The 7,872-nt window shown below is 70.9% G+C and carries 8 protein-coding genes and 1 tRNA gene; 4 read left to right on the top strand and 5 right to left on the bottom strand.

The annotated features are described in order from the left end of the window. Positions 1-83: 83 nt before the first annotated feature. Positions 84-157 (bottom strand) — tRNA-Met (locus ACFZB9_RS24740). Positions 158-387: 230 nt separating this feature from the next. Continuing rightward, complete coding sequence (locus ACFZB9_RS24735) at positions 388-1,125, bottom strand: GNAT family N-acetyltransferase (RefSeq protein ID WP_391450514.1); 738 nt, start codon at positions 1,123-1,125, stop codon at positions 388-390. A gap of 662 nt (positions 1,126-1,787) precedes the next feature. Between ACFZB9_RS24735 and ACFZB9_RS24730 the strand changes: the two genes are divergently transcribed. After that, entirely contained in the window at positions 1,788-3,521 is a 1,734-nt protein-coding gene (locus tag ACFZB9_RS24730) for an LCP family protein (protein WP_391450512.1), read from the top strand. Between the two features lie 133 nt (positions 3,522-3,654). Here ACFZB9_RS24730 and ACFZB9_RS24725 read toward each other — a convergent pair whose 3' ends face one another. Next, positions 3,655-3,795 (bottom strand): hypothetical protein, encoded by a 141-nt coding sequence (locus tag ACFZB9_RS24725; RefSeq protein ID WP_391450510.1) that lies wholly within the window; start codon positions 3,793-3,795, stop codon positions 3,655-3,657. A gap of 258 nt (positions 3,796-4,053) precedes the next feature. Beyond that, the gene (locus tag ACFZB9_RS24720) at positions 4,054-4,659 is read right to left on the bottom strand and encodes a MarR family winged helix-turn-helix transcriptional regulator (protein ID WP_391450508.1); all 606 of its coding nucleotides are present in this window, start codon (positions 4,657-4,659) and stop codon (positions 4,054-4,056) included. 128 nt (positions 4,660-4,787) lie between these two features. On the opposite strand from ACFZB9_RS24720, the gene ACFZB9_RS24715 reads away from it, so the two are divergent. From ACFZB9_RS24715 to ACFZB9_RS24705, 3 genes are all read left to right on the top strand, one after another. Continuing rightward, entirely contained in the window at positions 4,788-5,414 is a 627-nt protein-coding gene (locus ACFZB9_RS24715; protein ID WP_391450506.1) for an isochorismatase family protein, read from the top strand. A 69-nt stretch (positions 5,415-5,483) separates the two neighbouring features. Next, complete coding sequence (locus ACFZB9_RS24710; protein WP_391450504.1) at positions 5,484-5,690, top strand: hypothetical protein; 207 nt, start codon at positions 5,484-5,486, stop codon at positions 5,688-5,690. Between the two features lie 152 nt (positions 5,691-5,842). Then, the gene (locus tag ACFZB9_RS24705) at positions 5,843-7,036 is read left to right on the top strand and encodes a nitric oxide synthase oxygenase (RefSeq protein WP_391450502.1); all 1,194 of its coding nucleotides are present in this window, start codon (positions 5,843-5,845) and stop codon (positions 7,034-7,036) included. Here ACFZB9_RS24705 and ACFZB9_RS24700 read toward each other — a convergent pair. Next, positions 7,022-7,828 carry a hypothetical protein gene (locus tag ACFZB9_RS24700; protein WP_391450500.1) on the bottom strand — a complete coding sequence of 269 codons (807 nt, stop codon included), beginning with the start codon at positions 7,826-7,828 and terminating at the stop codon, positions 7,022-7,024. The genes ACFZB9_RS24705 and ACFZB9_RS24700 overlap by 15 nt on opposite strands. Positions 7,829-7,872: the final 44 nt, after the last annotated feature.

The raw sequence follows: 7,872 nt of genomic DNA, 5'->3' as shown, positions 1-7,872 counted from the left end.
ATTTTTTCACTAACTGTTTCACCCTCTCCCCCCCCCCGAAACGCCGGGGGCCCCGCCCCTGGGGGCCGGCCCCACGTCCTGCGTAGCGGGGACAGGATTTGAACCTGCGACCTCTGGGTTATGAGCCCAGCGAGCTACCGAGCTGCTCCACCCCGCGTCGTGTTCTGAACCGTACGGCACTTCGGCGACGAAGGGAAATGGGATTCGGCGGGCTCGGCGGGATCGGCTCACGTATCGGTCACGGCGCTGCCGTTCTGCCGGGCTCTCGGGCGGCGTCGTCGGCCGTCGCCGGTCCGGTCCTCGGCGAGCCCCTTGCGGCAGGCGGCGGCCCTCTCGGTGAGAGCACCACCGAGAACGCCGCCGCCTTCGACGGGAGGGATCCGAGGACTATGCCTCGGGCTCTCCCGAGTCGCCCGACTCATCCAGCTGACTCGGTGTGGTCACAGAGTCGACGCGGGCCTCGCTCTCGTCGGCCGGCTTGACGCTACGGTCTCCCGGGCGGGCTGGATCCATGCTGTTCTCCTGTTCTGATCGCGCGTGAGTGCGATCGGTGATCGCCGTTGGAACCCGGCTGGTTCCCGGCAGGTTCCTGAGGGGGCGCAGCTGCTCCGCCGACATCCTGAACACCAGAACATCGGCGTGGCGGCCACGCTGCTCCACGTACTGGTTCTCCCGGCCCTGCTGTTCGAAGCCCACGCGTCGCAGGAGCCTCGCGGACGCCGAGTTGCGGGCGTCGCAGGTGGCCGTGATCCGTTCCACGCCCGTGGTGAAGAGGCGATCCGCCACAGCGATCATCGCTTCGGTGGCGTAGCCCTGATGATGCATGTCCGGCGACAGCGTGATGCCCATCACCGCTCGACTGCGGCCGGTCTCGATCGCGACAGCGAGATCACCGATCAAGCCGGGCCGCTGGTCCAGCTCGATCGCGTACTGGAAGAAGCCGGGCCCGTCGGGATTCTCCGTGAGGTAGTCGGTGATGATCGCCACCGCTTCCGCCTGATCGAGCGGCGAGCGCCAGCTCTGGTAGCGGGCGACGCGGGGATCGGAGCGGTACCGGGCCAGCGCCGGCGCATCGTCACGGCTGAACCGCCGTAGCCGAAGCCGACGCGTCACGATGTCGGTCATCCGTCCCTCCCCTCGCATGTCGGTTCTCGAAGCCGGAACCGTGGCTGTCACAGACAGCCCATCGGGCTGCCGTTGCAGGCCTCGGGGGGCAGCGGGCTTGCGGCTTCCACCGCGGTGCGCGGGGTCGAACCTGCGGAGGCCTGCGTGCCCGCGAGGCCGAGCACCACGGCTGCCGCCACACCGACCACAACTCGAACTACCCGTCTGAGCACGATGGTCCTCCAAGAGCGCGAACGGAACTCTGACTCTCAGTAGGCCGGTTGCCGATCAACAGCCGATGGACAGATCGGCCCACGCCCGCTCGCGCGCGGGATCGCCCGAGCGAGGCGTGGCGCCACATCTCGCCGCACATGCCGGTGCCCGGCGCAGCGCCCGACGCGGTGCCCGTCAACGGAATTCTCATCTGGGAGGCGGGCCGGTTGTGGCGGCGGTCACGGCCCGCTGAGCTGGGGGAATGCGATGATCGACCGCGTCACGGGTCCACCGGGGGCGGCACGGATCTTGATTTCACTTGCAGGACTCTGCAACTGTGCGACTGTGCCCGCCTTCGCCGCGTTTCTGGTGACGGGGGAGCCCGATGTTCGGAGCGGGCTCCGAGGACCGGTGCAGCGGCAGCCGGGCCTCTGCTCCGGCTGTGACATGGAACCTGGGACAGGACACGCATGGTTGACCATCGAATATCCCCCGAGCCGCCCGAGCGCCGGCACGGCGCAGGCGACCGTGACGCCTCCTCGGCGGCCACGGGTGCGGCTGCCGAGGGGCGAGCCGGGCGGCGGAAGGCGCGCCGCAGGCGCGGGCGTACCTGGCGGATCGTCCTGCTGTCGCTGGCGGTCGTGCTGGTCCTGCTGGCCGGCTGCGGCACGTACGTGTACTTCCAGCTCGACGGCAACATCAAGAGCAGCGCGCTGTACACCGGCACCGCGACCCAGGCCCCCGAGAAGAAGGATGCCGCGGGCAACAGCCCGGAGAACATCCTGGTGATCGGCTCGGACACCCGCTCCACCGCGACGGACTGCCAGATCGGCGGTGACTGCGCCGATGGTGGTGCCGGTGCCAACGCGGATGTCGAGATGCTCGTCCACCTGGCCGCCAACCGCACCAACGCGACGGTGCTCAGCATCCCGCGCGACACCGTGACGGACCTGCCCGACTGCAAGGACCCGACGACCGGGCAACTCCACCCGGGGGCAAGACAGGTGCAGATCACCAGCAGCCTGCAGTACGGCCCCGGCTGCACGGTGGCTGCCGTCCACCAGCTGACCGGGATCACCATCGACCACTTCATGATGATCGACTTCGGTGGCGTGGTGAACATGTCGGACGCGGTCGGCGGCGTGAACATCTGCGTCGACAACAACGTCTACGACCCTTACTCCCACCTCAAGCTGACCGCCGGAAACCACACCCTGCAGGGCCTGTCGGCCCTGGAGTTCCTGCGCACCCGGCACGGCTTCGGCGATGGCAGCGACATCGGACGCGAGGGGGCCCAGCACCTCTTCCTCTCCGCGATGATCCAGAAGCTCAAGAGCGCCAACACGCTGACCAACCCGGCCGCGCTCTACTCGCTGGCCAACGCCGCGACCAAGGCGCTCACCGTGGACACCGCCCTGGACGGCATCACCAATCTCACCTCGCTGGCCGGCCAGCTGAACGATGTGCCGCCCGACAAGATCACCTTCATGACCACCCCCAACCTGCCGTATCCGGGAACCGTTGTGGGCCTCAAGGACGACGTGGTGCTGGGCCCCGACGCCCCGCAGATCTTCACGGCGATCCAGAACGACCAGTCGTTCTCCGGCGGTGTCCCGTCCGCCTCGCCCTCGGGCGCCCCGGCCCCGGCCTCCAGCGCGCCGGCGCCGGCCCCCGCCTCCAGTGCGGCCGCGCCGGCCGCGCCCGCCATCGACGCCGCTGCCGTGCACCTGGACGTCTCCAACGCCAGCTCCACCTCCGGCCGTGCGCTGGCGGTGGCCACCGCGTTGCAGCAGAAGGGCTACACGGACGCGGTGGAGAGCGGCAACGCGGCACCGGTCAGCGCCACCGAACTGGTCTACGCGCCGAGCCACGCCGCCGATGCCCAGGCCGTCGCGAGCACGCTCGGGCTGCCGTCCACGGCGCTGCACGCGACCGGTACGTCGGCCACCCTGCACCTGTACATCGGCTCCGACTGGCCCAGCGGCACCACCTTCGGCGGCTCCACGGCGGCCGCAGGCGGCAGCTCCGCCGGCTCCCAGACGCCCGCGCCGACCGCGCCGGTCGCCGCGCCCAGCGACGCGAGCGCGGACAACGCGGGCGGCTCGCAGAGCTGCGCCAAGGTCAGCACCGAGGACACCACGCCGTTCGGCTCCCCGATCAAGGCCTTCGCGGAGAACCCGAAGGTGCCCAACTCGGCTCCCTAGGGCTTGTCAGACAACAATCTCCAGCAGTTCGCCGGCCGGGCTGCGGTCGGCTTGGCCCTCCCCTCGTGCGGCCAAGCCGACCGTGTGCCGTCGCCGGCCCGGGCCTGCCTGAGCAACCCGGCGCGGCAGCCGGTCAGGCGGTCGGGCGGCCGTCGTCGCGGATGGTGTTCGTCCAGGACGTGTCGTTCTGCCGGCAGCACGGGTGCTGGTCGCGGAGGGCGCTGGACGAGTCCGTGCGGCGACGGTGGAGCGTGATCGGGGGCGGTGTGGACATGCGTGTCAACTTCCTTCAGCGGCAAGGCGTTCGAGCCGTCCCGCATGCGGCCGCGACTGCCCGGCGTCCGACGGGCCGGTGGTGGCCAACGGGCCAGTGGCAGCCGACGGGGCAGCGGCATCCCGTGGCGGGGCGTGCGCACCTCGTTCTGCGCCGGGCTCCTGGGCGGCTGCGCGGTGGGAGCCGGGTACGGAACCGCGCACCGCACGGCACCGCGCACGGCACCGCACCGCTCGGTCAACCGGGTTCGCCGGTCGCTCAGTTGCCCTCGCCGCTCGGGTGCCCTGTCCGGGTGCCCGCGCCCTGACTACTGCCCTGGCTGCCGTCCTGACGGTCGCGCTGGGCCTCGTGCTGGAGGCCGGCCACGCGGTGCAGGGTGGTCTTGAAGGCGGCGTACTCCTGCTTGCCCAGCGCCTCGGCGTGACGTTCCTCGATCGCGCGCATGATGGCGGTGGCGGCCGCCATCTGTAGCAGCCCGCGTTCGGTGGGGCAGACCAGCTTGGCACGGCGGTCCGCGGGGTCGGGTCGGCGCTCGACGTAGCCCAGGCGTTCGAGGTCGTCGACGAGGGTGCCGATGACCTGCTTGTGCTGTCCGGAGACGCGGGCCAGTTCGCTGGCCCGGATGCCGTCGGCCCGCAGATAGGCGAGGACGGCGCCGGCGCGGGGCTGGATGTCGTCGAAGCCCTGCTCGGCGAGCGCGGTGAACAGCTCGCGTTGCACGGAGAACAGGACCTGCGCCGCGAGCACACCGAGGTCCGGTTCAGCGCTCTGATGCCCGGTCAATGCTGCTCCCGTCGTGCTGGTCGTCTCGATGGTGATCGTGGTGGTCGTGCTGGTCGTGCTGGTCGTCCGCCGCTCTGCCATGTGACCAGCGAGTTTAGTCGGTGCTTGCGCACCGGGGGGTCGGGGTATAGCGTCAAAGTAGTCACTGAACTTGACTATCAAGATTGGTGACCAATGAGAGAGCTGTGGCTCGACCCGAAGGAGCGGACATGACTGAGCGCAGCAAGTTCCTGGAATCGATCACCCGGGAGAACGCCGCCGTGGTGCTTGTCGACCACCAGGTCGGCCTGCTGTCCGGCGTGCGGGACATCCCGCTCGGCGAGCTGAAGCACAACGTGGTGGCGCTGGCCCGGGCGGCCGCTGTGCTGGACATCCCGCTGGTCGTCACCACCACCGCGGCCGAGAGCATGTGGGGGCCGACCACGCCCGAGCTGGTCGAGGCGCTGCCGGCCGGACAGAAGATCATCGACCGCAGCACGGTCAACGCCTGGCACGACGACCGGGTCCGCGAGGCCATCGAGGCCACCGGGCGGCAGAAGCTGATCATCGCCGGCGTGTCGCTGGAGGTGTGCGCGGCCCTGCCCGCCCTCGCCGCGACGGCCGCCGGGTACGACGCGTACGTCGCCGTGGACGCCTCCGGCACCTTCAGCCAGGCCAAGCGGGAGGCCGGACTGCTGCGCATGCAGCAGGCGGGGGTCATCGTCTCCGACTACGCCACCCTCATGGTCGAGGCCCTGGCCGACAACGCCGCCCCCGAGTCCGGCGCCCTCTACGCCGCCCTCGACATGCCGTTCGCCGTCCTGGTCGGCCAGATCTCCGCGGCCTACCAGGCCTGACCGTCCGTCAGATCTGACGCCCCATCGGGCCCGACGGCCCACCGGTCCGCGGCCTTCACCCAGGGACGCGTGGTCCTGGACGACCCCCACGCCGACGGCGCCCAGATCGGCGCGCCGGGCACCACCTACCACCGCGTCGCGATCACCTCGGAGTACGGCAGTACGGTCGTCATCTCCACCACCGACGGCTACTACGCCGGCCAGGGCGGACACAGCGCCATGGTCCGCTTCCCCGGAGGCTTCACCGCCGAGATCCACGACGGTACCCTGCGCTGATCCCAACTCCCTTCGCCGCCGCATGGGTTTCGTCAAATCGGGCTCAGGGGGATGCGGGTCCGCCGTGCCTCTCGCGTAGTGTCCGATCACGGCTGGATGTTTCGAGCGTGTGAACTGGGTTCCTGCCTCTCGCCGTTGACAAGGGGTTCGTCGTGAAGACCTCGCACCTGTGCGTAGCACCGTCCGTTCCGTACGTTCCGCCCGCGCCCTGCGCGCTGCCCATCGGTCCGGTGGCCGCCGAGGCCGCCGAGGCCGCCGACCTGGTGCGGCAGCTCGGCGCGGAGGGGATCCTGTCGGCCGAGGCCGTTGAGCATCGGATCGGGGAGATCGCGGCGGAGCTCGCCGCCACGGGTACCTACCGGCAGAGCGGGCAGGAGCTGCTGGCGGGGACGCGCATCGCCTGGCGCAACAACCCGCAGTGCATCGGCAAGTTCTACTGGAAGGGACTGGAGGTCCGGGACTGCCGCGAGGTCGGCGTCCTCGGCGACGAGAGCGACCTGTTCGAGGCGCTGGTCGAGCATCTCCGACTGGCCTGGAACGGTGGCAAGGTCCGCCTGCTGCTGAGTGCGTTCGCCCCGGCCGAGCCCGGTAGGCCAGGGCCCAGGGTGTGGAACGGCCAGCTCATCCGCTACGCCGGCTACCGGCGGCAGGACGGGTCGGTGCTCGGCGACCCCGGGACGGTCGATCTCACCGAGGCCGTGCTGCGGATGGGATGGCGCGGGCAGGGCACCGAGTACGACGTGCTGCCGCTGGTCGTCCAGCGGCCCGGGCACGAGCCGAGGTGGTTCGAGCTGCCGCCGGACGCGGTACCCGAGGTGCGGATCAGCCACCCCGCGTACCCGTGGTTCGAGGGCCTCGGCCTGCGCTGGCACGCGTTCCCGACGATCTCCGACCAGGTCCTGGAACTGGGCGGCCTGCGCTACACGCTGGCCCCGTTCAGCGCCTGGTACACCTGCACCGAGATCGGTGCCCGCAACCTGTCCGACACCAACCGCTACGACAAGCTCCCCGAGGTCGCCCGCGGCATGGGTCTGGACACCGGCCGCGACCGCACGCTCTGGCGTGACCGCGCGCTGCTGGAGCTCACGGCGGCGGTGCTGCACTCCTACGACCAGGCAGGGGTGTCCATCATCGACCACCACTTCGCCACCAAGCAGTTCGTGCGCCACGAGGAACGCGAGCTCAAGCAGGGCCGCGGCTGCCCCGCTGACTGGTCCGCCATCGTGCCGGCCACCAGCGGCTCGACCACCCCGGTCTGGCAGCGCCGCTACGAGCCGACCAGGGCGCTGCCCAACTTCTTTCCGCACCAGGTGCCGTGGGTGGCCGGCAGGTCACCCCAGGAGTAGCGACGGCGGTCCCTCGACCCGCGTGAGCCGCCATTCGCGCGAGCGGGCCCGGCCGTGCGGATCCGCGTCGAGGATGCGCAGCGCGTCCCCGGCGCGGGTCGATTCGGGCCGCAGTTCGGCGCCGACCCGGTGCGGCAGGGTGGAGCGGATGATCTCCCAGCGGCCGGCGCGGATCCGGCCGAGCGACACCTCACAGTCCAGGAGCGCGGCAGCCTCCGCGCGGCCGGCGCAGCCGAGGATCCGCTCGGCGAGCGGTGTCGACGGCGACCCGACCGTTCGGAGCGGGTCGGCGCGGTCCCGGGCATACCCGAACCAGGAGCCCATCCTGACGAGTTGGCCCGCACAGCCGTCCGCGGGATCCTCCAGCACCGCGCCCGCCAGTGCATCCGCGGCTCGCTCGGCGGGTTCCCAGTGTTCCAGGTAGTCCTCGTGCACGCCGTGCTCGATCAGCGCGCCGTCCTCGAAGCGCAGGGTGCCCGCGTCGGCCAGCGGGGCCGGCGGGTGCAGGTCGATCAGACGGACCCAGCTGAACACCTCGCCGTCCTGCCGCAGGAGGCCGGCGAACGCCTTCTGCGCGCTCAGCGCCAGGAGCTGCGGGCGGTCCAGCTCGGCCGGACCCCTGCCGCGGACCGTCTCTTCGAGCCCCGGTGGTTGGCGCAGATCCGTGAAGAGCGCCAGGCCCTGCAGCCAGGTCGTGCTGGTGGTGCTGTCCGTCGAGCCGTCCGCCTCGCGCACCAGGGTGCGCCGCCATACACCGTGCAGGTCCGCGAGGGCGGGTGGGTGAACGCGCATCAGGACTCCACGTCTTGAATTCCGGAGGGTCTTGGACTCCGGAG

Origin of the sequence: Kitasatospora sp. NPDC008050 (genome assembly GCF_042957465.1) — a bacterium.
Taxonomy (GTDB): domain Bacteria; phylum Actinomycetota; class Actinomycetes; order Streptomycetales; family Streptomycetaceae; genus Kitasatospora.
This window is presented reverse-complemented; position numbering and strand designations above follow the sequence as displayed.